The sequence below is a fragment of the Lutibacter sp. B1 genome (genome assembly GCF_012524075.1).
In the GTDB taxonomy this organism is placed as follows: domain Bacteria; phylum Bacteroidota; class Bacteroidia; order Flavobacteriales; family Flavobacteriaceae; genus Lutibacter.
The window spans coordinates 24,915-48,997 of record NZ_JAAZUI010000018.1 but is presented as its reverse complement, the minus strand read 5'-3'; the positions used below and the strand labels follow the sequence as shown (position 1 = coordinate 48,997).

The following is a 24,083-nucleotide window of genomic DNA, read 5'->3' as shown; positions in this document are numbered from 1 at the left end:
GTGGGAAAATTGCTATGAAAAAGAAAAAGTGTTATCAGATATTTCTAATAACTTGAACAAAAATAAGTTAATTATATTTATTTAAAAAATATTTTAACTTTTTTTTTACGTAAACATATCTTTTACTTTTTCAAAAAATGATTTATCAAATTTTGAAGGGTTCGGTTTAAAATTTTCATCATTTTTCATCATTTCAAAAAACTCTTTTTGAGTCTTCGATAAATTTTGTGGTGTCCAAACATTTACATGAACTAATAAATCACCATTTCCATAATGATCTATACTTGGCAATCCTTTACCTCTTAATCGTAGAATTTTTCCTGATTGTGTACCCGGATCAATCTTAATTTTAACTTTTCCGGAAACTGTATCAATATTTTTTGCAGCACCTAAAACAGCTTCTGAAAAATTAATGTATAAATCGTAATGTAAATTTGTTCCTTCTCTTTTTAACGTACTATGTTCAACTTCTGAGATTACAACTAATAAATCGCCATCTAAAGAATTATTACCCGGTGCAGCATTACCTTTCCCATTTACCTTTAGTTGAACCCCTTCTGTTACACCTGCCGGTATTTTAATTGAAACGGTTTCTTCTTTTATTTCAAGACCATCACTATCTGCTCCTTTTGGTTTTCTGTCTATAACTTCTCCCGCACCATGACACGTTGGACATGTAGAAGCTGATTGCATACGGCCTAGAATAGTATTAGTTACACGCATAACCTGACCTGTTCCGTTACAACTCGAACATGTTTTATATGTAACACCTGCTGCCTTTACCTTTCTACGAACTTTTACTTTCTTTTCTACACCATTAGCTATCTCTTCAAGAGTTAATTTTACTCTAATACGTAAATTACTGCCTTTAACACGAGTTCTTCCTCTTGAGCCGCCGCCAAAGCCGCCAAAGCCACCACCACCAAATGCACTACCAAATATATCTCCAAATTGGCTAAAGATATCCTCCATATTCATACCTCCGCCACCAAAGCCTCCAGCGCCTGCACCTTCAAAAGCTGCATGACCATATTGATCATATCTCGCTTTTTTGTTTTCATCGCTTAAAACTTCATAAGCTTCTGCAGCTTTTTTGAAATTTTCTTCTGCTTCTTTATCTCCGGGATTTTTATCAGGATGATATTTTATAGCCATCTTTCGATAGGCTTTTTTTATTTCGGCAGGTGTAGCATTTTTAGAAATGCCCAATATTTCGTAATAATCTTGCTTCATTTTTTTATTGCTTATTCTTATTGTCCTACAACCACTTTAGGATATCTTATTATTTTTTCGCCTAACTTATAGCCTTGTTCTATAACATCAATAATTTTCCCCTTTAAATCATCTGATGGTGCAGGAATTTGTGTAATTGCTTCGTGCAACTCAACATCAAAAGCGTCTCCCTGATCAACTTTTATATGGTTTAGACCTTTTTGTGTTAAAGAATTTTTTAATTTATTATTAATTAATTCCATTCCTTTTAACAACTCTTTGTCCTTCGCTTTTTTTATTTCATTTAAACCTCTGTCAAAATCATCTAAAATTGGCAATAAAACTGTCATTAATTCCTCATTGGCAGTTTTAAATAGTTCAATACGCTCTCTCGAAGTACGTTTTTTATAATTTTCAAATTCAGCAAACAAACGTAAAAACCTATCTTTTTCTTGTGCTAACTCTTTTTGTAACTCCTGTTCAACGTTTACTTCCTGAATTTCCTCTTGTTTTACTTCCTGATCTTTTACTTCTTCTTTTTTACTTTCCTTCTTTTTGCTCATAATTTTTCATTAAAAAAATTTCATAATAATAGTTAGCAAAAGTATTGCCATTTTTTGAAATATGCCAATATGACACTATATAAAAAATCCCGCTTAATGCGGGATTCCATAATTATATAAATATTTTACTCAACTCTCGTAATTTTAGCACCAATTGCCTGCAATCTTTTATCAATATGCTGATATCCTCTATCGATTTGCTCAATGTTATGAATTGTACTTGTACCTTTAGCTGAGAGTGCCGCTATTAGCAATGATATTCCGGCTCTAATATCAGGTGAAGTCATAGTTGTAGCTTTTAAGCTCGATTCGTGGTTCATACCTATTACAGTTGCTCTGTGAGGATCACATAGAATTACTTTTGCGCCCATATCAATCAATTTATCAACAAAGAATAAACGACTTTCAAACATTTTTTGATGAATCAAAACACTTCCTTTTGCTTGAGTAGCAACTACCAAAACAATACTTAGCAAATCTGGAGTAAAACCCGGCCAAGGAGCATCTGATATGGTTAATATTGAGCCGTCAATAAAGTTTTGTATTTCGTAGCTGTCTTGTTCCGGCACAAAAATATCATCACCTTTTCTTTCTAAGTTTATACCTAATTTTTGAAAAACACGAGGAATTAAACCTAAATCGTCCCAACTTACATTTTTTATAGTTAATGAAGATTTTGTCATAGCAGCCATCCCAACCCAGCTACCTATTTCAATCATGTCAGGTAAAATTCTATGAGAGCAACCTTTCAACTCACTAACACCTTCAATAATTAATAAATTAGAGCCAACTCCATTAATTTTTGCTCCCATACTATTCAACATTTTACATAATTGTTGAATATATGGTTCGCAAGCAGCATTGTAAATACTTGTAATACCTTTGGCCATAACAGCTGCCATAATAATATTTGCTGTTCCGGTAACAGAGGCCTCATCTAACAACATTTTTGTTCCTGTTAGCTGTTCTGCTTCTACACCATAAAACCTTTCATCTTTATTGTATCTAAAATTAGCTCCTAATTTTATAAAACCATCAAAATGAGTATCTAACCTTCTTCTTCCTATTTTATCACCTCCCGGACGCGGAATATAACCTTTTCCAAAACGCGCTAACAATGGCCCAACTATCATTATTGAACCTCGTAAAGAACTACCATCTATTTTAAACTTTTCAGATTCTAAATATTCTAAATCTAAATCATCTGCCTGAAAAGTATAAGTATCTTCGTTTACTTTAGTTATTTTTACTCCTAATTCTCCTAAAATAAAAATCAGTTTATTAACGTCTCTTATATCAGGTATATTACTAATTGTAACTTTTTTTGCTGTTAATAAGACTGCGCAAATGACTTGTAGTGCCTCATTTTTAGCTCCTTGAGGAATAATTTCTCCACTTAATTTATGGCCTCCTTCAATTACAAATGTTGCCATTATATATTAATTATAGTTGATTATTTTTTTTTCTTTTGACGAGGCTTATTTCCTGTTGGTTTTCTTTTCCTCATTAAGTCTTTAACTTCTGATAAAGATTCTTCTTTTTTTGTTAAATCAATTTTTCCGTTAGAAAGTTCAGAAAGGTGGTTAAAAATAATTTGATCTTCAACGGTATCTTTATTCCAATTCAAATAACATTTTTTCATGTGATTTGCAATAACATAATACAATGCTTCTCGTGCTTCTCCTTCTTCCCAAGTTAAAGCAGTATCAATCATAGTTTGAATATTTCTACCGTAAAATTTATATTTTGAAGATGCTCTCGGATATGCCAAGGGCTCCGGTTTTGCTTGTAATACTTCTTTTTCCGGTTTTTCGTAAGGTGACTCTACATCTAATCTAAAATCAGACATAATAAATAATTGATCCCATAATTTATGCTTAAAATCGGGCACATCACGTAAATGAGGCTGCAAATTTCCCATAACATCAACAATTGCTTTTGCCATTTTATTGCGCTCTTCAATATCTTGTAAAGCTACGCAATGATTGACTAATTTTTGTATATGACGACCGTATTCCGGGATAATTAAATGAGGTCTTTCCGAATTGTATTCTAAATCAAATTCCATGTATCTGTTCTTCTCTTTTATTTTATGCAAATTACAACTAAAATATTGGTTTTACAATCTTATTTCAGCTTATAATTGTAAGTTTTGCAAATTGTAATAATAACTTTTTAACACCTACAGTTTCAAATTTAATTTCAGCTTTTTGGTTAACTCCTGTACCTTCTAAATTTAAAACTTCACCTTTACCAAACTTTTTATGCTCAACAATATTTCCAACTGTCAAATTTATATCGAATAAGTTTGAATTTTTAGTTGGAATATTTGGTACTTTTTTAAATTTTTTTGGTGGCTGAAATGTTATTTTTGGTTCTTCCTTTTTCTTAACTGGTGTTCGAGGTATTGGTTTTTTAAATCTTATTTTATTTTGTGGTACACTTCCAAAAATATCTTCATTTATAAATTTACTTTGTTTTGGTTGTACCATTTTCTCAGTTAAATTTTCTAAGTATTTCTCATCTATTTCTTCTAAAAATCTGCTTGGCTCACAGTCTATTAATTTTCCCCAACGATATCTGGTTTGCGCATACGTTAAATAAGCTTGTTGTTCAGCTCTTGTTAAAGCCACATAAAATAAACGACGCTCTTCTTCTAATTCGCTTCGTGTATTCATACTCATTGCTGAAGGAAATAGGTTTTCTTCTAAGCCAACAATATAAACATAAGGGAATTCCAAACCTTTTGCTAAGTGAATTGTCATTAACGAAACTCTTGGCTCATCATCTTTCTTTTCACTATCAAAATCGGTTGCTAAGGCTACATCCTCTAAAAAAAATGCTAAAGAATCATCTTCTTCTTTTTGCTTTTGTATTTCTATAAAATCCTTAATTCCATTCAGTAATTCTTGCACATTTTCTACTCTACTAACTCCTTCTGGTGTTCCATCTTTTTCTAAATCTTTAATTAACCGTGTTTGCTTCACTACAAATTCTGCAACTTCAAACGCATTTTTAGTTTGTGCTTCAATTTGAAAGTGTTGTATCATGGTTACAAAGTTGTTTAACTTTATTTTAGTGCCTGAATTCAAATTCAGATTAACTTTGTCAAGATTTAAAAGCAGTTCAAAAATTGATTTTTTATAATGATTTGCTGCAACTGTAAGCTTATCAACAGTTGAAGCTCCAATACCACGCATTGGATAATTTATAACACGTTTTAATGCTTCTTCATCTTTCGGATTGATAAGCAAACGTAAATACGCTAGAATGTCTTTGATTTCTTTCCGTTGATAAAAAGACAAACCCCCATAAATTTTATACTTTATATCTTTTTTTCGAAGCGCATCTTCAATAGCTCTCGATTGTGCATTTGTACGATATAAAATTGCAAATTCATCATTTTTAAGTTGCAAATTCATTTTATTATCAAAAATAGAATTTGCAATAAATCTACCCTCATCGGCTTCCGTAAAAGTTCTCATTACTTTTACTTTAGATCCTGCAGTGTTCTCAGTCCAAATTTGCTTATCAAGTTTTGTTTTATTTTTTTCAATAACACTATTTGCCGCTTCAACAATATTTTTAGTAGAACGGTAATTTTGTTCCAATTTAAAAATATTTACATTTTCGTAATCGCGCTGAAAGTTTAATATATTTTGAATATTTGCTCCTCTAAACCCATAAATACTTTGAGAATCATCACCTACTACACAAATATTTTGAAATCTGTCGGCCAATGCACGAACAATTAAATATTGCGAATGATTGGTATCCTGATACTCATCAACCAAAATATATTTAAATCGATCTTGATATTTTGCTAATACTTGTGGAAAACGAGTTAAAAGCTCGTTGGTTCTTAATAATAAATCATCAAAATCCATTGCTCCAGCTTTAAAACAACGCTCAACATATTGATGGTATATTTCACCCATTTTTGGACGTTGTGCCATTTTATCAGCCTCAATTAATTCCGGATTAGCGTAATAAGCTTTAACGGTAATTAAACTGTTTTTAAAGGAAGAAATTCTGCTTAAAACTTGTTTTGGCTTGTACTTTTCCTTATCCAACTCCATTTCTTTTATAATGGAAGTTAACAACCTAACAGCATCTTGCGTATCGTAAATAGTAAAATTTGAAGGAAAACCTAATTTATCACCTTCTGATCGTAAAATACGAGCAAAAACCGAGTGAAAAGTACCCATCCATAAATTTTTTGCTTCAGAAGAACCTACAACACCCGCTATACGATCTTTCATTTCACGTGCTGCTTTATTGGTAAAAGTTAATGCTAAAATATTGAACGGATCAACATTTTGATTCATTAAATGGGCTATTCTATACGTTAATACGCGTGTTTTTCCTGAACCGGCACCGGCAATAATTATCATGGGGCCATCTTTATGTAAAACGGCTTCTCGTTGAGATTCATTAAGGTTTTTTAAGTAACTAGTCACAGGAATTCTTTAAAAATTCAAAAGTACTATTACAAATTAAGTTAAGCAATAAAAGTTATTGACAATGTTTTTACACGTTATTTTTTCGGCTTAAAACAAAAAAACGGCTTCGAATTGAAGCCGTTTTTTTAGTTTTTTTTCTTTTAAACTTATTTACTAAAAGTATAAGTTACACCTACCATTGCCATATCGGTAGTCATTTCATAACCTACTTTAGTTCCAGGCATTGCTCCATAAGGGTTTTGAGGTGAAGCCATCATTGGGTTTAGCATAGGACCTTCTGTTTTGTCTCCACTATCTCCATGGTGGTATACTCCATTTAATGTAAAGTTATCATTTATGATATAGCTAAATCCAAATTGCATGGCATTTTTAATAACAGCAGTTGCAGGCATTGAAAAGAATGCTAATTCTTCATCAATAGGATTACTACTAGTAAGTATAACCAACTCTTAAAGGTAGTCTTTCAATTCCTTTATATTGAATACCAGCCGATAATACGTTTACATTTTTCCAACCAAATCCTTTTACAGAACCTGTTTGAGTCCAACCCTTTTTAATAAAACCATCTGTATTTTCATAATCAATCAATCTATAGTCAACAGCAAAATCAAAATCTTCTATAGAATATCCCAAACCAAATGATAAAATTGAAGGATAATTCATTTTAAAATCAGCTCCCGGAGCTTCAGTACCATCTAAATATTTGTTATCAAATTCTAAATCACCAAATTCTTGTTCTGTTTTATAAGAAGCTCCAATTTTAACTCCTTCTTTTGAATCATAAAATAAACCTATTTGTCCTCCAAAACCTATTGCAGATGCATTATCACTTTTTGGATAACCGGCAGCACCTGGAGATGCTATTGGGTTTGGTTCCATTTTTAAAGCTCCATAATTAATAGTTGGTTGAATACCAATTGAAAATTTTTCTGTTATCTCATACGCCCACGTTACTCCAACTTGTAATAGCATATAGTTTGATTCAAAATGCCCAAAGCCTCCCATATTTTGTGCATAGCTTATAGGGTTTGAATTCAGTGTAGGATTGAAAGTAGGACTCATTGGATTGTTTTTCTCTTCAGGAAATGTAACTCCAAAACCACTAATACCAAATACTGAAACACCAAACGTGTGTTTGCTGTCTTCTTTTCCCCAAACCATGGCTAAAGCAGGCATTGGTGAAACTCCTTTATCATCTTTTGTAATACCTGAAACTGCGGGAGAACCTTCTCCCATCATTCCGGCAGGTAAACTAGCGCTTAATTCCGGCGATGAAAAGAATAACCCAATATCAAAATTTATTATTTTATCATCAAAAACTGAAATCGCTGCAGGATTCCATTGTAAAGCACCACTTATATCTAATGGTTGCGCAGTTGCAGCTCCACCCATTGACATATTTACAGATCCAATACCCTGCATAACATGGCCAACTTGAGCAAAAGTTACTGTTGTTAAAAACAATACTGCTAATTGTAGTAATTTTTTCATAATCTTAATTTTCATTTAATATTTTGTTATTTATATTTGAATTACGGATATTTTTATCTGTTTTTCATTGACAAAAATAATTTGTTTAATACATAGAATAACTGACAATTGTCAGGAATTAGGTTTTACAAATGTAACATAGGTTACAAATAAAAGGAACAAAATTTTATTTTACTAATAAAAGTTTAAATAATTATATTTTCAATAAAATTTAATTATAAATTGTGTGTTAATTTTACAAAATATATTTTTGAACGAAATAAGTTATTTATGGACATAGAAAAAATTATAGATTTATTAAGTTACACAATACCATCAATTATAACCGGATTAGTTGCTTATTATTTTTTTGTAAATCATACCAAAAATGAAGAACGTAAGATGCAGTTGAACATACTTAAAGAAAATAGTAAACACACATTTCCTATAAAACTTCAGGCATACGAGCGTATGACATTATTTTTGGAACGGATAAACCCTTCAAACCTTTTGTTAAGGGTTACATCTGTTAATAATGATAAATTTGCTTACACACAAAGCCTTATAAACACTATTGAGCAAGAGTTTGAACATAATATAGCTCAACAAATTTATATTTCTGAAAAGTGTTGGAATGTTATTATAGCATCAAAAAATTCTACTATACATATTATAAAAAAAACTTCTGAAGATGAACTGATTACCAATGCGCAAGAACTACGAGAAGCGATATTAAAAAGAATGCTTAACAGTTCTCCTCCTTCAACCACAGCTTTAGCTTTTATAAAAGATGAAGTAAGAAACTTCATATAAAAAAAGATTAATTAAAAACTGTCATTGTAATGACAAATAAATTATGTTTTTAATTAACCTTTTTCTATTTTCTTAAAATGTAAAATCTAATCCCACTTTAAAATTTCTACCTTTTGTTGTATAACCTATAGTTTCTACGTAATCTTCATTAAAAATATTAGTCACATTTACAAAAACGGTTAGTTTATCTTTTATCAAAGTATGATTTGCATTAAAATCTACTAAATTATATGCATCTAAATTTATTGTTGAGCCTGTGCCCCACTGATCAAAATAAGTTCTTTTTGAAATATTTTTAAACAATAATGACAGGTAGGTGTTTTTGATACTATTTGTTTCCAACAAAGCTGTAAATTTATTTTTTGGAATATAATCTAAATCTGAGCTTTTGTGAGTGTATGTATGTCCTAATCTAAAAGTAAAATCTTTTAAAATATCTATTTGAACTTCTGTTTCTACACCTTTTGCATTAAGAGTTTCTTCAGAATTTACATACGTTACGTAATCAGGTAAAATAATAGCGTTATCTTCTTCTCTGTAAAAGAAAACTGAATTTATTTCAAATTGCTTATCCTGCGAAAAAACAAATCCGGCTTCAACTGTATTATTTTCTTCTGGTTCTAAATCAACATTTCCGTATTGTGAAAATAACTGGTAAGCACTTGGTGCTATAAATGCTGTACTGTAGGAAGAAATTATCCTGAAATTATCAGAAAAATTATAAGAAGGATTGATATTGTATACCCAATGATTTCCGTATTCGCTATGATTGTTTAAACGTGTACCTGCTGTAATATTAAATCCGAAAGAAGTATTGTAAACCACAGAAACATACGGATCAACAATATCATACTTAGCAATAGCATCACTTATATTGCCATAAGGTGTGTTTGTGTTGTTTTTTTGTTGCTGATAATTAATTCCTGTTATAAATTGAATTTGATCTGATAATTTATAGTTATTTACCAAATCTACATCGTAAGTTACTCCTTTATATTTATATCCATCAACAGTATTTGTCCAACTATTAAAACTATCAAATGTTCTGTCTATTTTATTATATGAAGCCACCAAAGCTAAACTTCCTTTTGCATAGATAAAATTTGAAGACACACCAAATCTAAGCTGCTCGTTTTCCCCATTATTGATATCAGAATCTGCAAAAGCACCAGCATCATAATCATACTTATTTTTATCAAAATTGCTAAATAATTGCACATTTAATTTATGGCTAAATTCATAACCAAAACGAATAAAAGAATTAGTTGCGGTAAACTTATCACTTTCAAATTTTACAGAACTATCTTTATCACTTGCTTCAGACAAACCGTTAGTATTAGTTGCATTAAACGAAGCTAAATAATTGAATTTATTTACGGTACCTGTAAGCGCAATATTTTGATTTGCATCATTTAAATTGATATCAGAATTATCTTCAGAATTATTAGTACCTAAAGACACTTGATAATTAACTGAAATAGACTTTTTTGATGATTTTTTTAATTTAATGTTGATAACGGCCGTTGCTGCACCAGAACCATACAACGTACTTGATGCACCTTTCATAACCTCAATTGATTCAACCTGACTTAAAGTGAGCAAACGCAAATCGTAGGTTGTAGTAACTCCTGACGGATCACTTACAGGAACACCATCAATCAAAACTAAAACTTGGCGGTTTCTACCTCCTCTAACATACATACTTTTGTTTTTTCCGGCAGCACTATTTGTACCATTAATTTCAATTCCGGCAATAGTATTTAACACATCTACAATGGTTTGCCCTTTAAAATTATTAATTTCTTCAGGTGAAATTTGATAAACAAGCTTACCTACTTGTTCTTTTCTAATCGCAAATTTAGTTGCCGTAACTACAACTTCGTTTAACTGCTCAATACTATTTTTTTCTTGAGCTTTTACAGTATTTTGCGCAAATAATAAACATAAAATACCCAGATAAAATGAATTTTTTTTCATTTTTTAATATGATTTAATTAATAAAATAAATCAGGTAAATTTTTAAGTATAGAAAACCATACTCAAACCTTTCGCCCGAAAGTTTGAACTATATTGATTGTGGCAGGTCTCCTGGCTTGCGTATTGTTATTTACCTTCCCATTCTATTAGAACAGTGGTTAAAAGTTTAAATAACAACCACCAAAAAATTGGCTTAGCTTACAGTTGCGGGAACAGCTTCGGATTTTAACCGAATTCCCTTTTCACTTATTTACACGAAGTATAAATAAGAACCATAATCTGAAAACAAAAGTAATTAATTTAAGAGTAATAAGTACTATTAAAATTCTAAAATATTACATTTGTCATAAATTTTTTAGATGGATACACTAAGCACAAAAATTGTAGTATTAACATTACTTTTTCTTTCATTTTTTTCATGTAAAAATGAAAAAGAGAAACATTTATTTAATACTTTTTCATCTAAAGAAAGTGCAATAAAATATGCAAAAGGTTTTGATATTCAATACAATGAGGATTATAAAAAACTAATCATCAAAACTCCTTATCAAAACGCTGAAAACACTTTTGAGTATATTTTAACAAATTCTGATTCAGTTATTGATAAAAGTCGAAAAATTATTAAAACTCCCATCAATTCAATTGTTGTTACCAGCACCACTCATATTCCAATGCTTGAACTATTACACGTTGAAAATAAGTTGGTTGGATATCCAAATACCGATTATATTTCATCCAAAAAAACACGTGAGTTGATAAATTCGGGTAAAATTATGGAGCTTGGAAATGAAGAAAATATAAATACTGAAGTTCTATTAAACTTACAACCTGATACTGTTATTGGTTTTTCAATTAATAGCAATAATAAAATGCTTGAAAACATTGATAAATTAGGAATACCTGTAATTTATAATGGTGATTGGTTAGAAGAAACTCCTTTAGGCAGAGCAGAATGGATTAAATTTTTTGGTATTCTTTTTAATAAAGAAAAAGAAGCTGACAGTATTTTTAATGCTATTGAAAAAAATTATTTTGAAGCAAAAAATATTGCCTTAAAAGCAACAAATAAACCTACTGTTATTTCGGGTGGACTATTTAAAGATATATGGAATTTGCCTGCCGGAGATAGTTTTGAAGCTGCTTTTTTAAATGATGCCAATACAAATTATCTATGGAAAAACTCCAATGGAAAAGGAAGCCTGTCATTAAATATCGAAAATGTTTTTGAAAAAGGAAAAGATGCTGATATTTGGTTATCTCCAAGTTTTTATACCTCTTTAAAACAACTTGAAAACGCAAACGATATTTATCCGAAATTCAAAGCGTTTAAAAATAAAAACATCTACTCTTTTGTAAATAATCAAGGTGAAAAAGGCGGAATTATTTATTTTGAATTAGCTCCTTCAAGACCTGATTTGGTTTTAAAAGATATTATAAAAATTGCTCATCCTGAACTACTTGAAGATTATAATTTTACATTTTATCAAAAATTATATTGATTTTTTTATTATCTTTATAAAGATGACGCAATAAATTATGAATAATAAATTTAAATACCATTTCAACAATTCATTAAAAATTTTATTTAAATATTATTATGGCCATATTACCATTAATGATATTGAGTCTTCTTGGGAATATGCATTTAAAAACAATTTAATTCCGAAAGATACAAAAGGTTTTGTATTAGATTATACAAATGCAACTCTTGACATGAAACCTGATGAACATACAGCAATAGCTGATTTTTATAAAAAACATATTGAAATTTTTAGAAATTATAAAATAGGCATTGTTACTGATAATCCTAAAGATGTTGTAATACCTATTTTAGTTAAAACTAAAGATGATGGTTACGAATCTAGCCCATTTAGTAGTATGGAAGCAGCTATTGAGTGGGTTTTACATTAAGTCTTTTATTATAAACAAATTTTGAGAAAATGAAAAAAATTCTCATTATTAACGGACATCCTGATAAAGAAAGTTTTAACTATTCTATTTCTGAAGCATATAAAACTGGAGTTATTAGTTCTGGCTCTCAACTGAAAGAAATAAATATTGGAGAGTTAAATTTCGATCCTAATTTAAAAGCCGGTTACAGAACAAGGACCGAACTTGAACCTGATCTAATTGAATCACAAGAAAAAATTAAGTGGGCACAACATATAGTATGGATTTATCCTGTTTGGTGGGGATCAATACCGGCTATAATGAAAGGTTTTATAGACAGAACATTTATTCCAGGTTTTGCCTTCAAGTACAGAGAAAATTCACATTGGTGGGATAAATGTTTAACCGGTAAAACTGCTCGGTTAATATGTACTATGGATGCTCCCGTTTGGTATTACAAATGGTTTTATGGAGCACCAAGCCACAAAGCAATGAAAAAGCTAACACTGCAATTTGTAGGTATTCAAAAAGTTAAAATAACAGCCATAGGACCTGTCAGATTATCTAAAAATGAGTTTAGAATAAAATGGTTGAAAAAAATAGAAAAATTAGGTTTCGAAAATAAATAAAAGTATTAAAATAGTGTTGTTTGCCCATCGTCTTTATTTTTATTATTTTCTTTATCCTCATTGTCATCTTTTTTAGAATTGTCAAAAATTTCTTCTTCATTTACTTCCACTTCATTTACTACAGGAGCTTCATAAGGTAATGGTTCTAACAAATTAACTTGCTTAATTTTATCAGCAGTCAATTGATTTCCTAACGCTTTAATACCTTTTATAGCAATAAATTCCTCTAAATCAACAGTTATATTTTCTAAACTTCTTTTTGAAAACACAACTTCAACCATTGGTCTGTAATCTGTAGCAACAATTTCTAATTGAGATTTTTGATGTTCTGATATAAATATTTCTTCTTTATTAGGATTGTCAATCATAAATCGTTTTACAAAGTATTTTTCCTTTTCACCATCAAAATAAATTGCTGAAATTGGTTTTTCAGGAATCCATTTTTCCAAAACAATCATATCATTTTCAAAATGCGTAGTTAACTCCGGTTTAATTGTTTTAACTATACCTTTTTGAGTAATAATCAGCAATCTGTCTTCAGCTTTAAATTCACCTAACAACTCACCTCTTCCATCAACATTTAATCTCTGCACAACATCATCAAACCAAATTTTTCGAGGTTTTAAAGTAGAAACTCCTTCCGATTTTAACTCAATTTTTTTAATAGCATATTTTGTTACTAAATTTCCTTTTACACCTCGTCCTTTAATTGCTAATTCAGAAAAATCTATATCCCATTTAAGTTTTTTAATACTTCCTACTGCACGTAAATTTATGGTAACTGTTTCAGCTTCACCGTTTGGATTAGCCGTAAAATAGTGTACAATTGATGCTTTATTTCCTGCAGTTAAATCATATTCTTTATCGCGTGTTACACCTGTTACATTAAAACGCTTCATATAACTTGGCCCACTTTTACCATCACGATAAATCATGTTATAAACCGTACGTTTGTCGTTCTTTTTAAATACTGCAACATGAATAATATCTTTTCCTACAAAAGTTTTAGCATCAACTTTTGTAACCATCATAACGCCATCTCTTCTAAAAACTATAACATCATCAATATCAGCACAATCATCAACATATTCGTCTCGTTTAAGTGAAGTTCCTACAAAACCTTCTTCTTTATTTACATACAGTTTTGTATTTCTCATTACAACTTTAGTTGCAACAATATCATCAAATAAACGCAATTCGGTTTTACGCTCTTTACCTTTACCGTATTTAGTTTTTAAGTTTTTAAAATACTCAACTGCAAAATCAATTAAATTGGCTAAATAATTTTTTACTTCAGCAATTTTATCTTCTAAGCTTTCAATAAATTGTTTTGCTTTATCTATATCAAATTTTGATATTTTTTTAATTCTGATTTCGGTTAATCGAATAATATCTTCTTCAGTAATCGCTCTTTTTAAATGTTTTATATGAGGTTTCAATCCTTCATCAATAGCTTTTATAACACCTTCCCACGTTTCTTCTTCTTCAATATCACGATAGATTCTATTTTCAATAAAAATACGTTCTAATGATGCAAAATGCCATTGCTCTTCCAGTTCATTTAATTGAATTTCTAATTCTTCTTTTAATAATTCTACTGTATGATCTGTTGAGCGTCTTAACATTTCTGACACACCAATAAATACCGGTTTATTATCATCAATAACACAACCTAAAGGAGAAATTGAATTTTCGCAATTTGTAAATGCATATAATGCATCAATGGTTTTATCGGGTGAAATTCCATTAGGCAAATGCACTAAAATTTCAACATTAGCAGCTGTATTATCTTCTATTTGTCTAATTTTAATGGTTCCTTTATCGTTTGCTTTTAATATTGAATCAATTAATGAAGTTGTTGTTGTTCCAAAAGGAATCTCAGTAATAACCAACGTTTTTTTATCAAGTTGAGATATTTTAGCTCTTACTCTAATTTTACCTCCGCGTTTTCCATCGCTATAGTTAGATACATCAGCAATACCTCCTGTTAAAAAATCTGGAACTAATGTAAAACTACGCCCTTTTAAATGTTTTATGGAAGCATCAATCAATTCGTTAAAATTATGCGGTAAAATTTTGGTTGAAAGACCAACAGCAATACCTTCAGCACCTTGAGCCAACAACATTGGAAATTTAACAGGTAAATCTACGGGTTCTTTTTTTCTACCATCGTAAGAAGCTTGCCATTCGGTAGTTTTAGGATTGAAAACAACATCTAATGCAAATTTGGATAAACGAGCTTCAATATAACGTGAGGCTGCGGCACCGTCTCCAGTTAAAATATTACCCCAGTTACCCTGCATATCAATCAATAATTCTTTTTGCCCTAATTGCACCATTGCATCGGCAATAGAAGCATCACCATGCGGATGGTATTGCATTGTATGCCCCACAATATTGGCTACTTTATTATAGCGTCCATCATCCAAATCTTTCATTGAATGCATAATTCTACGCTGTACCGGTTTAAAACCATCTTTAATTGCAGGTACTGCTCTTTCTAAAATAACGTACGAAGCATAATCCAAAAACCAATCTTTATACATTCCTGTAACTTTGGTAATGGTTTCCTGATTTCCAAATTCTTCGTTTAAATGCTCGTTGTTTTCTTCTTGCATATTATATTCCCAACCTTAATTCTTCCCAAAGGGAAGGAAACTTATTATTCTTTTTTATTATTATTCATTTTTTATAATGAAAAAATCCTTTGCCATTACTTCATCTCCGCTCAGTAACCTATTTTATTACGTAAAATTCTTATTCTTCTACTAAGTCTAATTCAACTTTTAAATTATTTATAATAAATTTTTGACGATCGGGAGTGTTTTTACCCATATAAAATTCCAACAATTTATCTATAGACATTTCTTTATCTAACATTACAGGATCTAAACGAATATCATTCCCAATAAAATGAACAAATTCATCCGGTGAAATTTCTCCTAATCCTTTAAATCGAGTAATTTCAGGTTTTCCTTTTAATTTATTAATAGCGTCTTGTTTTTCTTCCGGAGAATAACAATAAAATGTTTGTTTTTTATCTCTAACTCTAAATAAAGGTGTATCTAAAATATACAAATGTCCTTCTTTAATCAATTCAGGAAAAAACTGCAAAAAGAAAGTGATCAGTAATAAACGAATATGCATACCATCAACATCGGCATCGGTAGCTATTACAATATTATTATAACGTAAATTCTCCAATCCGTCTTCAATATCTAAAGCCGCTTGCAATAAATTAAACTCCTCGTTTTCATACACAATTTTTTTACTCATATTATATGAATTCAACGGTTTTCCACGTAAACTAAAAACTGCTTGTGTATTTACGTTTCTCGATTTTGTAATTGAGCCACTTGCCGAATCTCCCTCAGTTATAAACAAAGTGCTTTCTAAACGATCGTCTTTTTTTAAATCGTTTAAATGAATACGGCAGTCGCGTAATTTTTTATTGTGTAAACTTGCTTTTTTTGCGCGTTCACGAGCTAATTTTCGAATACCGGATAAATCTTTACGTTCCTTTTCTGCTTGTAAAATTTTTCTCTGAATTTTTTCTGCAGCATTAGGATTTTTATGGAGATAGTTATCCAAATTAGTTTTAACAAAATCAGTAATAAAAGTTCTAACAGTAGGTAAACCTCCTCCCATTTCTGTAGAACCTAATTTTGTTTTTGTTTGACTTTCAAAAACAGGTTCCATTACCTTTACACTAATAGCTGAAACTATCGATTTTCGTATATCTGAAGCATCGTAATTTTTTCCAAAAAACTCTCTTATAGTTTTAACAATAGCTTCTCTAAATGCATTTTGATGAGTACCTCCTTGTGTAGTATGTTGTCCATTTACAAATGAATGATATTCTTCACTATATTGTGCTTTACTGTAGGTTAATGCCACTTCAATATCTTCACCTTTTAAATGAATTATAGGAAATAACATAAATTCATCTGCTATATTTTCTTCTAATAAATCTTTTAAACCATTTTCAGAATAATATTTTTCTCCATTAAAAATTATGGTTAATCCTGTATTTAGATACACATAATTCTTAATCATTTTTACAATATATTCACTTCTGAATTTAAATTTGGGGAAAATAGTTTTATCGGGAACAAAGGTTACTTTGGTTCCTTTACGTAGTGAAGACTCTTGAACTTTTTCTTCAAGAGTTAAATCTCCTGCGGAAAATTCGGCAAAAACTGTTTGACCATCACGAATTGATTGTACTTTAAAATAAGACGACAACGCATTAACAGCTTTTGTACCAACACCATTAAGCCCTACTGATTTTTTAAACGCACGAGAATCGTATTTACCACCAGTATTCATTTTAGAAACCACATCTACTACTTTTCCTAAAGGAATGCCTCTTCCATAATCTCTAATGGTAACTATTTCTTCTTTTACCGAAACTTCAATGGTTTTTCCAGCTCCCATTACATATTCGTCAATAGAATTATCTAATACCTCCTTAATAAGAATGTAAATACCATCATCAGGAGATGATCCATCACCTAATTTACCGATATACATTCCGGGACGCATTCTAATATGTTCTTTCCAATCGAGTGAACGGATATTATCCTCTGTATACGTTGTTTGTTCTGCCATTTATATAGTAAAATTCTTGAAGAAATGCTAAAGTACTATTTTGCCTCAAAAAATAAAAAAGTCTGCTAATTTAGTTATTAACAGACTTTCAAAAGAATTTTTATCTAAAAAATTGTTTAAACATTGAATCTAAAATGCATAACATCTCCATCGTGTACAACGTATTCTTTACCTTCAACACGCATTCTTCCGGCTTCTTTTACTTTTAATTCGCTTCCGTAATTAACAAAATCAGTATAGCTAATAACTTCAGCTCTAATAAAACCTTTCTCAAAATCACTGTGAATTACACCTGCTGCTTGAGGTGCAGTATCACCAATATGTATAGTCCAGGCTCTAACTTCTTTAACACCGGCTGTAAAATAGGTTTGTAAATTTAATAATTTATAAGCCGCTCTAATTAAAACCGATGCTCCGGGTTCTTCTAAACCTAAATCTTCTAAAAATAACTTACGTTCTTCATAAGTTTCCAATTCTGTAATATCGGCTTCAGTACCTACAGCTAAAATAATAACTTCAGCATTTTCATTTTTTACAGCGTCTTTTACCGCATCAACATAACTATTACCGGTAACTGCTGAATTTTCATCAACATTACAAACGTACAATACCGGCTTATCTGTAATAAACTGAATAGGCTTTATGTATTCTTCTCTTTCTTTATCTGTTAAATCTATTGCTCTAACTGAAATTGCCGCTTCTAATCCAACTTTAACTTTTTCTAAAACCTCTAATTCTTTTTGCGCTTCTTTGTTACCAGTTCTCGCCGTTTTTCTAACACGTTCTAATCTTTTATCTAAAGTTTCAAGGTCTTTTAACTGTAACTCAATATCAATTGTTTCTTTATCTCTAACAGGATCTACAGTTGTGTCAACGTGAACTATATTATCATTATCAAAACAACGCAACACGTGAATGATAGCATCTGTTTCTCTGATATTTGCCAAAAATTTATTCCCTAATCCTTCGCCTTTACTTGCACCTTTTACCAATCCTGCTATATCAACTATATCAACTGTTGCAGGTAAAACACGCTCCGGTTTTACCAATTCTTCAAGTTTGGTTAATCGATTATCGGGTACATTTACCACACCTATATTTGGCTCAATAGTACAAAATGGAAAGTTTGCGCTTTGTGCTTTTGCATTCGACAAACAATTAAATAAAGTAGATTTACCTACGTTTGGTAATCCAACAATTCCTGCTTTCATCTAAATATTTTTAATGCTACAAATATAGTATTAAGTTTTGGTTATTTAAATTTGATTTTTAGAATACTAATTAGCATATATTTTTTATCTTTATTTCTTCTAATAAATAAAATATTTTCTTTTGAATTCTTCCAAAAATTACAATAAAGCATTTGCTTTATTAACCTCGCTTTTTTTTATGTGGGGATTTATTACTGTATTAGTAGATTCTCTTATTCCAAGGCTTAAAGAAGTTTTTGAGCTTACTTATTTTCAGGCAGGATTAGTACAATTCGCTTTTTTTATGGCTTATGGTTTACTCTCTATACCTTCTGGTTTTATTTTATCAAAAATAGGCTATAAAAAAGGTATTCTCTTAGGATTATCTGTTATGGGTATAGGATGTTTATTATTCTATCCGGCAGCTTCATATCGAATATTTCCTCTTTTTATGCTTGGCTATTTTGTTTTAGCAGGCGGAATGACCGTATTACAAGTAGCTGCAAATCCTTATGTTGCAGTTTTAGGACCCGAAGAAACAGCATCAAGCCGTTTAAATTTATCACAAGCATTTAACTCATTAGGAACTGCAATTGCACCGGCTTTTGGAGCAATGTTTATATTAAGCGACTCCATAAAAAATAGTGAAGAAATAAATAATTTATTACCTGCAGAAAAAGAAACATATTTAATTGGAGAAGCATCTGCTGTTCAAAATCCATTTTTAGTATTGGCAGGTTCCTTATTATTACTCGCATTTATAATTTCATTTATAAAACTTCCTAATATTTTAAAGAAAAAAGAAGGTTTTGGATACAAAAATGCATTAAAACACAACATACTAAAAATGGGTGCTGTTGGCATTTTTTTATATGTTGGTGCTGAAGTTGCAATTGGAAGTTACTTAGTAAACTATTTTTTAAATATGAATATGCCTGAATTGATTAGAAATAGTGAATTTATGTCTAAAATTTCTGAATTTGTATTGAATAAAAATCTTGAAAGTGTAGATAATAAAGCTATTGTTGGAGCATTTGTAATTTTTTACTGGTCTGGTGCAATGGTTGGCAGATTTATTGGAGCCTATTTAACACGAATTGTAGCTCCTTCAAAAATATTGGCAATATTTGCAATTATGGCCATTACCTTATTGGCAATTTCAATGAATACTAATGGTTTTGTTGCAATGTGGAGTATTTTATTGGTTGGGTTATTTAACTCAATTATGTTTCCAACAATTTTTACATTATCATTAACCGGTTTAGGTGAGTACAAACCACAAGCCTCAGGAATACTTTGTACTGCCATTGCAGGTGGGGCAATTATACCTCCTTTATATGGCTTTTTTACTGATAAGTTTGATTTTAAACCAGCTTTATTAGTTATGATTTTATGTTACTTCTATATCTTTTATTTTGCTAAAAAAAGTAATTCATATATAGAACAAAAAGGGTAAAAAAGTAAGTTTGGTTTAAAAATATCTGAAATTAATTAAATTTTTTAATTAATCGAACTCACTTTAAAACAAAAAAACTCCAATAATTTGGAGTTTTTTGTAATTTATTAGCATTAGCTATTCGTCATGTAAAAAACGTTGTTTAGAAAGTAATTCTTCTTCTGTTTCTTCATTATCTTCATCGGGCACACAACAATCTACCGGACAAACAGCTGCACATTGCGGCTCATCATGAAATCCTTTACACTCAGTACATTTATCGGTCACTATAAAATAATATTCATCACTTTTCGGTTCTTGCGATTCATCAGCATCAAATTCACCACCATTAGGTAATATTATTTTTCCTGAAAGTGAAGTTCCGTCAGAGAATCTCCAATCTTCAGCTGCTTCATAAATAGCGTTATTTGGGCATTCCGGCTCACAAGCCCCACAATTTATACATTCATCAGTTATTTTTATTGCCATAATTTTATTTAGATTAATTTTGCAGTAAATATAAAACTTTAATTTTAAGATTATCATTAATGAATTTAAACCAGCGAATTGAAGCATTTACAGAATTAGGTCGTTTTTTTAAGCAATTCACAACCAAAGGAATAGAAAAAAAAGAAATATCAGAATTTAATGATCTATTTTTTGATGTATTTAAAATGCAAATTGAAAGAGCACAAGAATACAACGGTTGGTTTACAAAAGATAACGTTTTAAAAGCATTTGAAAGTTGGAGTGAAACGCTAACTAATGAAAATCTACAAAAATGGACTTCTACCTATAATTTTAACGAACTGAAACAGCCCAAAAATGTTGCCATTATTATGGCCGGTAATATTCCTTTAGTTGGCTTTCACGATTTTTTATCCGTATTAATATGTGGACATAATGCTATGGTAAAACTATCGTCAAACGATAAACATTTTTTACCGCTAATCGCAAAATTTTTAGAATATTACAATCCTTCCTTTAAAAATAAAATAACTTTTACTGAAGATAAATTAACTGATTTTGATGCTGTTATTGCAACAGGAAGCAATAATACAGCACGCTATTTTGAGCATTATTTTGGGAAATTTCCAAACATAATTAGAAAAAACAGAAATTCAGTTGCAATTATAACCGGTAAAGAAACTAAAGAAGAATTAGAAGCTTTAGGTGAAGATATTTTTCAATATTTTGGATTAGGTTGCCGAAGCGTTTCAAAAATATTTGTTCCCCCAAATTATAATTTCGATTTACTTTTTAATGCCTTGTATAAATTCAAAGATATTATAAACTACAAAAAATACGAAAATAACTACGATTATAACAAAGCAGTTTATTTAATGAGTTTATATAAACTTAGAGAAAATGGTTTTATAATGCTAAAAGAAGATACTAGCTACTCCTCTCCTATTGCAACTCTGTTTTACGAGTATTATACGTCATTTAACAACTTAACACAAAGGCTAAATAGCGAACAGTCAGCCATTCAATGTGTTGCATGTAACGAAAACGTTTTCGATTTTGTGAAGTTTGGAAAAACTCAGCAACCTGAATTATGGAATTATGCGGATAATGTTGATACTGTTGATTTTTTGTTAAGAATTTAATCTTTTTTTTGTAAAAATATATAGCCTTTTTTACCTTTTTTTAACGAAATTTGTTTTATATTAATTTCATACTTCATAAAATGAAAAAACATAATTTTAGTGCAGGTCCTTGCATTTTACCTCAAGAAGTCTTAAAAAAAGCATCTGAAGCGGTAGTAAATTTTAATGGTATCGATTTATCTTTAATCGAAATATCGCATAGAAGCAAAGAGTTTATTGAGGTTATGGAAAATGCTCGTAATTTAGTTAAAGAACTTTTAAACCTTCCTGAAGGTTACTCCGTTTTGTTTTTACAAGGTGGTGCCAGTTTAGAATTTTTAATGGCTGCCTACAATCTTTTAAAAGTTGGCGGAAAAGCCGGGTACTTAGATACAGGTACTTGGAGTTCAAAAGCAATTAAAGAAGCAAAATTGTTAGGCGAAGTTGAAGTATTTGCCTCCTCGAAAGACCAAAGCTATAATTATATTCCTAAAAATTATACCGTACCAACTGATGTTGATTATGTACATTGTACATCTAACAATACAATTTTTGGAACTCAACTAAAAGAATTTCCTAAAACTGACAGCTTACTGGTTTGTGATATGAGTTCTGATATATTTTCACGTCAATTAGACTTTAACAAATTCGATTTAATTTATGCCGGTGCTCAAAAAAACATGGGCCCTGCAGGTACAACTTTAGTTGTTGTGAAAGATGAAATTTTAGGAAAAACAGGCCGTACCATCCCTTCAATGTTAGATTACCAAGTTCATATTAGTAAAGACAGTATGTTTAACACGCCTCCTGTTTTTGCGGTTTATGTTTCAATGTTAACATTACAATGGCTAAAAGATTTAGGAGGAATTTCTGCTATCGAAAAAATAAACCAAGAAAAAGCAACTTTACTTTATAATGAAATAGATAGAAATTCTCTATTTATTGGTTTTGCTGAAAAAGAAGACCGCTCGTTAATGAATGTTACTTTTAACCTTATAGATGAAGCTTATAAAGAAGCTTTTGACAAACTTTGGAATGATGCCGGAATAAGTGGGTTAAAAGGTCATCGTTCGGTTGGAGGATATAGAGCCAGTATTTATAATGCTATGCCAATAGAAAGCATCCAAGTATTAGTTGATGTAATGCAACAACTAGAAAAAAACTATAAAACAAAAAATCAAAAAGATGAAAGTATTAGCAAATGACGGAATAGCAACTAGTGGCGTTATTGCATTAGAACAAGCCGGATTTAAAGTAGACCTGGCAAAAGTAGCTCAAGAACAACTGGTAGATTATATTAATAAAAATGAGATATCTGTATTACTTGTAAGAAGCGCTACAAAAGTTAGAAAAGATATAATAGATAACTGCCCTTCACTTAAAATTATTGGTCGTGGTGGTGTTGGAATGGACAATATAGATGTTGAGTATGCGCGTGAAAAAGGACTGAATGTAATAAATACACCTGCTGCATCTTCTCATTCTGTTGCAGAATTAGTGTTTGCTCATTTATTTGGTATGGTTCGTTTTTTACATGAATCTAACAGAAATATGCCATTAGAGGGTGATTCAAAGTTCAATACTTTAAAAAAATCTTATGCTAAAGGTGTAGAGTTAAAAGGAAAAACAATTGGTATTATCGGTTTTGGTAGAATTGGACAAGCAACAGCAAAAATTGCCCTTGGTTTAGGAATGAAAGTTGTAGCGTATGATCCTTTTATTGAACAGGTAAATCTTGAAATAGAATTTTTTGATCATCAAGCAGTTTTTTTCCAAATCAATACAATTTCTAAAGAAGAAGTTTTAAAACAGTCCGACTTTATTTCATTACATGTTCCGGCACAAAAAGAGTACGTGATTTCTGAAAAAGAATTTAAATTAATGAAAGATGGTGTATTTATTGTAAATGCAGCTCGTGGTGGTGTAATTAATGAAATTGAACTGATAAAAGCCATTGAAAGTGGCAAAGTTTCAAAAGCTGCACTTGACGTGTTTGAAAAAGAGCCAACACCTGAAATTCAATTGTTAATGAACCCTAATCTGTCACTTACACCTCATATTGGAGCTGCAACAGGCGAAGCTCAAAATAGAATTGGTACAGAATTAGCTGAACAAATTATTGAAATATTAAAATAATTTTCACAATAAAATAAATCCTTAAAAGGCTGTTGTTTTAACAGCCTTTTTTAGTTTAAAACTTCTAAAAATTGTAACTTTGATTTAGCTTATTATTTAAACTAA

20 protein-coding genes and 1 riboswitch are annotated in these 24,083 nt (G+C 30.4%); of the genes, 8 read left to right on the top strand and 12 right to left on the bottom strand.

All coding sequences use genetic code 11. The annotated features are described in order from the left end of the window. Nucleotides 1-105 precede the first annotated feature (105 nt). From dnaJ to HGB55_RS11210, 7 genes are all read right to left on the bottom strand, one after another. Nucleotides 106-1,233, bottom strand: coding sequence for a molecular chaperone DnaJ (gene dnaJ, locus HGB55_RS11235; RefSeq protein ID WP_168816993.1), 1,128 nt, complete (start codon nt 1,231-1,233; stop codon nt 106-108). 17 nt (nt 1,234-1,250) lie between these two features. Further along, the gene (locus tag HGB55_RS11230; RefSeq protein WP_168816992.1) at nt 1,251-1,775 is read right to left on the bottom strand and encodes a nucleotide exchange factor GrpE; all 525 of its coding nucleotides are present in this window, start codon (nt 1,773-1,775) and stop codon (nt 1,251-1,253) included. Nucleotides 1,776-1,900: 125 nt separating this feature from the next. Beyond that, on the bottom strand, nt 1,901-3,208 hold the full coding sequence (gene murA / locus HGB55_RS11225; protein ID WP_168816991.1) for a UDP-N-acetylglucosamine 1-carboxyvinyltransferase: 1,308 nt from the start codon (nt 3,206-3,208) through the stop codon (nt 1,901-1,903). A gap of 20 nt (nt 3,209-3,228) precedes the next feature. Then, nucleotides 3,229-3,843, bottom strand: coding sequence for a DUF4290 domain-containing protein (locus tag HGB55_RS11220; RefSeq protein WP_168816990.1), 615 nt, complete (start codon nt 3,841-3,843; stop codon nt 3,229-3,231). 64 nt (nt 3,844-3,907) lie between these two features. Continuing rightward, nucleotides 3,908-6,235, bottom strand: coding sequence for a UvrD-helicase domain-containing protein (locus HGB55_RS11215; protein ID WP_168816989.1), 2,328 nt, complete (start codon nt 6,233-6,235; stop codon nt 3,908-3,910). Nucleotides 6,236-6,384: 149 nt separating this feature from the next. Beyond that, nucleotides 6,385-6,684, bottom strand: coding sequence for a hypothetical protein (locus HGB55_RS15520; protein ID WP_247649210.1), 300 nt, complete (start codon nt 6,682-6,684; stop codon nt 6,385-6,387). After that, complete coding sequence (locus tag HGB55_RS11210; RefSeq protein ID WP_247649209.1) at nt 6,668-7,729, bottom strand: OmpP1/FadL family transporter; 1,062 nt, start codon at nt 7,727-7,729, stop codon at nt 6,668-6,670. The genes HGB55_RS15520 and HGB55_RS11210 overlap by 17 nt, the downstream gene beginning before the upstream one ends. A gap of 270 nt (nt 7,730-7,999) precedes the next feature. Here HGB55_RS11210 and HGB55_RS11205 point away from each other — a divergent pair, with 270 nt between their 5' ends. Beyond that, nucleotides 8,000-8,521: a hypothetical protein gene (locus HGB55_RS11205; protein WP_168816988.1), complete on the top strand. Its 522-nt coding sequence runs from the start codon at nt 8,000-8,002 to the stop codon at nt 8,519-8,521. Nucleotides 8,522-8,593: 72 nt separating this feature from the next. Here HGB55_RS11205 and HGB55_RS11200 read toward each other — a convergent pair whose 3' ends face one another. After that, entirely contained in the window at nt 8,594-10,498 is a 1,905-nt protein-coding gene (locus HGB55_RS11200) for a TonB-dependent siderophore receptor (RefSeq protein ID WP_168816987.1), read from the bottom strand. A gap of 83 nt (nt 10,499-10,581) precedes the next feature. After that, nucleotides 10,582-10,790: riboswitch (cobalamin riboswitch) on the bottom strand. A 67-nt stretch (nt 10,791-10,857) separates the two neighbouring features. On the opposite strand from HGB55_RS11200, the gene HGB55_RS11195 reads away from it, so the two are divergent. The 3 genes from HGB55_RS11195 to HGB55_RS11185 are packed head-to-tail and all read left to right on the top strand — an operon-like array spanning nt 10,858 to nt 13,017. Beyond that, nucleotides 10,858-11,997, top strand: a complete 1,140-nt coding sequence (locus HGB55_RS11195; protein WP_168816986.1) for an ABC transporter substrate-binding protein — start codon at nt 10,858-10,860, stop codon at nt 11,995-11,997. A 37-nt stretch (nt 11,998-12,034) separates the two neighbouring features. Further along, entirely contained in the window at nt 12,035-12,409 is a 375-nt protein-coding gene (locus tag HGB55_RS11190; RefSeq protein ID WP_168816985.1) for a hypothetical protein, read from the top strand. A 29-nt stretch (nt 12,410-12,438) separates the two neighbouring features. Continuing rightward, complete coding sequence (locus HGB55_RS11185; RefSeq protein ID WP_168816984.1) at nt 12,439-13,017, top strand: NAD(P)H-dependent oxidoreductase; 579 nt, start codon at nt 12,439-12,441, stop codon at nt 13,015-13,017. 5 nt (nt 13,018-13,022) lie between these two features. On the opposite strand, the gene HGB55_RS11180 is transcribed toward HGB55_RS11185, so the two are convergent. The 3 genes from HGB55_RS11180 to ychF all read right to left on the bottom strand — a co-directional run bounded on the left by HGB55_RS11180 (nt 13,023) and on the right by ychF (nt 18,839). Further along, the gene (locus HGB55_RS11180; RefSeq protein WP_168816983.1) at nt 13,023-15,635 is read right to left on the bottom strand and encodes a DNA gyrase/topoisomerase IV subunit A; all 2,613 of its coding nucleotides are present in this window, start codon (nt 15,633-15,635) and stop codon (nt 13,023-13,025) included. A gap of 139 nt (nt 15,636-15,774) precedes the next feature. Further along, nucleotides 15,775-17,628, bottom strand: coding sequence for a DNA topoisomerase IV subunit B (locus HGB55_RS11175; RefSeq protein WP_168816982.1), 1,854 nt, complete (start codon nt 17,626-17,628; stop codon nt 15,775-15,777). Nucleotides 17,629-17,744: 116 nt separating this feature from the next. After that, nucleotides 17,745-18,839 carry a redox-regulated ATPase YchF gene (gene ychF / locus HGB55_RS11170; RefSeq protein WP_168816981.1) on the bottom strand — a complete coding sequence of 365 codons (1,095 nt, stop codon included), beginning with the start codon at nt 18,837-18,839 and terminating at the stop codon, nt 17,745-17,747. 121 nt (nt 18,840-18,960) lie between these two features. Between ychF and HGB55_RS11165 the strand changes: the two genes are divergently transcribed. Further along, the gene (locus tag HGB55_RS11165; RefSeq protein WP_247649208.1) at nt 18,961-20,274 is read left to right on the top strand and encodes a sugar MFS transporter; all 1,314 of its coding nucleotides are present in this window, start codon (nt 18,961-18,963) and stop codon (nt 20,272-20,274) included. 117 nt (nt 20,275-20,391) lie between these two features. On the opposite strand, the gene HGB55_RS11160 is transcribed toward HGB55_RS11165, so the two are convergent. Then, the gene (locus tag HGB55_RS11160; RefSeq protein ID WP_168816980.1) at nt 20,392-20,742 is read right to left on the bottom strand and encodes a 4Fe-4S dicluster domain-containing protein; all 351 of its coding nucleotides are present in this window, start codon (nt 20,740-20,742) and stop codon (nt 20,392-20,394) included. Nucleotides 20,743-20,801: 59 nt separating this feature from the next. Here HGB55_RS11160 and HGB55_RS11155 point away from each other — a divergent pair, with 59 nt between their 5' ends. From HGB55_RS11155 to HGB55_RS11145, 3 genes are all read left to right on the top strand, one after another. After that, the gene (locus HGB55_RS11155) at nt 20,802-21,863 is read left to right on the top strand and encodes an acyl-CoA reductase (RefSeq protein WP_168816979.1); all 1,062 of its coding nucleotides are present in this window, start codon (nt 20,802-20,804) and stop codon (nt 21,861-21,863) included. A gap of 80 nt (nt 21,864-21,943) precedes the next feature. Beyond that, entirely contained in the window at nt 21,944-23,047 is a 1,104-nt protein-coding gene (gene serC, locus HGB55_RS11150) for a 3-phosphoserine/phosphohydroxythreonine transaminase (RefSeq protein ID WP_168816978.1), read from the top strand. Further along, nucleotides 23,028-23,978: a D-2-hydroxyacid dehydrogenase gene (locus HGB55_RS11145; RefSeq protein WP_168816977.1), complete on the top strand. Its 951-nt coding sequence runs from the start codon at nt 23,028-23,030 to the stop codon at nt 23,976-23,978. Before serC ends, HGB55_RS11145 begins: the two co-directional genes overlap by 20 nt. Nucleotides 23,979-24,083 lie beyond the last annotated feature (105 nt).

What these genes read in the sequence shown, in the direction of transcription:
- dnaJ (WP_168816993.1), bottom strand. Translation starts at nt 1,233, where the DNA reads ATGAAGCAAGATTATTACGAAATATTGGGCATTTCTAAAAATGCTACA.
- HGB55_RS11230 (WP_168816992.1), bottom strand. Translation starts at nt 1,775, where the DNA reads ATGAGCAAAAAGAAGGAAAGTAAAAAAGAAGAAGTAAAAGATCAGGAA.
- murA (WP_168816991.1), bottom strand. Translation starts at nt 3,208, where the DNA reads ATGGCAACATTTGTAATTGAAGGAGGCCATAAATTAAGTGGAGAAATT.
- HGB55_RS11220 (WP_168816990.1), bottom strand. Translation starts at nt 3,843, where the DNA reads ATGGAATTTGATTTAGAATACAATTCGGAAAGACCTCATTTAATTATC.
- HGB55_RS11210 (WP_247649209.1), bottom strand. Translation starts at nt 7,729, where the DNA reads ATGAAAAAATTACTACAATTAGCAGTATTGTTTTTAACAACAGTAACT.
- HGB55_RS11205 (WP_168816988.1), top strand. Translation starts at nt 8,000, where the DNA reads ATGGACATAGAAAAAATTATAGATTTATTAAGTTACACAATACCATCA.
- HGB55_RS11200 (WP_168816987.1), bottom strand. Translation starts at nt 10,498, where the DNA reads ATGAAAAAAAATTCATTTTATCTGGGTATTTTATGTTTATTATTTGCG.
- HGB55_RS11195 (WP_168816986.1), top strand. Translation starts at nt 10,858, where the DNA reads ATGGATACACTAAGCACAAAAATTGTAGTATTAACATTACTTTTTCTT.
- HGB55_RS11190 (WP_168816985.1), top strand. Translation starts at nt 12,035, where the DNA reads ATGAATAATAAATTTAAATACCATTTCAACAATTCATTAAAAATTTTA.
- HGB55_RS11185 (WP_168816984.1), top strand. Translation starts at nt 12,439, where the DNA reads ATGAAAAAAATTCTCATTATTAACGGACATCCTGATAAAGAAAGTTTT.
- HGB55_RS11180 (WP_168816983.1), bottom strand. Translation starts at nt 15,635, where the DNA reads ATGCAAGAAGAAAACAACGAGCATTTAAACGAAGAATTTGGAAATCAG.
- HGB55_RS11175 (WP_168816982.1), bottom strand. Translation starts at nt 17,628, where the DNA reads ATGGCAGAACAAACAACGTATACAGAGGATAATATCCGTTCACTCGAT.
- ychF (WP_168816981.1), bottom strand. Translation starts at nt 18,839, where the DNA reads ATGAAAGCAGGAATTGTTGGATTACCAAACGTAGGTAAATCTACTTTA.
- HGB55_RS11160 (WP_168816980.1), bottom strand. Translation starts at nt 20,742, where the DNA reads ATGGCAATAAAAATAACTGATGAATGTATAAATTGTGGGGCTTGTGAG.
- HGB55_RS11155 (WP_168816979.1), top strand. Translation starts at nt 20,802, where the DNA reads ATGAATTTAAACCAGCGAATTGAAGCATTTACAGAATTAGGTCGTTTT.
- serC (WP_168816978.1), top strand. Translation starts at nt 21,944, where the DNA reads ATGAAAAAACATAATTTTAGTGCAGGTCCTTGCATTTTACCTCAAGAA.
- HGB55_RS11145 (WP_168816977.1), top strand. Translation starts at nt 23,028, where the DNA reads ATGAAAGTATTAGCAAATGACGGAATAGCAACTAGTGGCGTTATTGCA.